Genomic DNA, 1,311 nt, shown 5'->3' on the forward strand with positions numbered 1-1,311 from the left:
CCCCCTGTTCTTGCTGTTGATCTTTGTTCTGGGGGTTCTCCGCCGGGTTCTGGGCGCGTCGAGGTAGGCGGCGGGGTCAAGGAGCGCCCGTCAGGGCGCCCGCGCAGCGGCCGGAGGTCCTTGACGCCGTCGCCGGTCGGCGCACGCTGTGAGAGGCGGAGGATCTGCTGGTCGCGACTCCCAGGGGTGGCGGCGGGGGTGTCGTGTGCTGCTCCAGGGCCGGGTTCCCGGCCGGGGTGGACAGGCCCGGGTGAGGGCTGTCGGTCATCCCTTCGCCGCGCAGGGGGCGGCATGGTGCGCTGCGACAGGTTCGCGGTGGGCGGGATCAATCAGACGGGGCGATCACGCCGAGCCGGCAGGACGCGTTGGCAGGATGCCGGGTCGGGGATCATGACAGTCACGATCCGCGTCCACCGCGAGGTGAGAGGGCGGCTCATGCCGCCGGTCGAGACGACAGGCACCGGATGTGGTGATCACGCAGCCCGTAGAACACCAGCGTGGTCAGCTCGCGCGCGGCCGCGACCACACCGATGTTGCGCCCGCGCCGGGCACCGACCTGGTCGCGGACCTGCCCGAGGCGGGTGGGGGCGGGCACGCGTTGCACGGCCTCGACCGCGGCCCAGCGCACCAACCGGCTGCCCTGTTTGGTGATCCGCCCGCGGTGCACGCGGGTGTCGGACTCGTGATGGGTCGGGGTCAGCCCGGCCCAGGACGCCAGCTGCGCCGCCCGGGCGAAGCGACCGATGTCACCGATCTCGGCGACGAACACCGCAGCCAGGACCGGCCCCACCCCCGGGATCGTCTGGATCGCGAGGTAGCCGGGGTCGGTGCGCAACCGCGCCCGGACCGATCGGGCGAAGGTGTCGATCTCGACGTCCAGGACCTCGATCAACCGGACCAGCGAGTCGACCCGCGACCGCGACTCGACAGCGAGCCGGCTGGAATCGAGCAGTCGCCGCCCGCCTGCCCCGAACAGGTCGCTCATCGGGACCTGCACCCCGGCGCCGGCGAGCACGGCGTGGACCTGGCACTTCAGGTTCGACCGCAGCCCGAGCAGCTTGGCCCGGTGGCGCACCCAGCCGCGCAGCTCCCGGGTCGCGGGCGGGGCGATCCAGGCTTCGGGTAGCCGGCCCATCCGCAGCAGATCCGCCAGGTCCGCCGCGTCACGTTCGTCGTTCTTCACCCGCCGCAGGGAGAACATCTTCACTCCCAGCGGGTGCGCCAGATGCACGTTCGCGCCCAACTCGGCCAGGGTGTCCGCGGCCCAGTACCAGCCGTAGGTGGCCTCCAGCACCACCTCCGGCGCCTCCC

The 1,311-nt window shown here is 72.5% G+C and carries 1 protein-coding gene; it reads right to left on the reverse strand.

Features of this window, described 5'->3' with window-relative positions; all coding sequences use genetic code 11:
- Nucleotides 1-433: 433 nt before the first annotated feature.
- Nucleotides 434-1,311, reverse strand: an 878-nt coding sequence (locus KIK08_RS39060; RefSeq protein WP_214408337.1) for an IS110 family RNA-guided transposase, incomplete at its 5' end; no start/stop codon positions are given.

Origin of the sequence: Pseudonocardia lacus (assembly GCF_018531445.1) — a bacterium.
Taxonomy (GTDB): Bacteria; Actinomycetota; Actinomycetes; order Mycobacteriales; family Pseudonocardiaceae; genus Pseudonocardia; species Pseudonocardia lacus.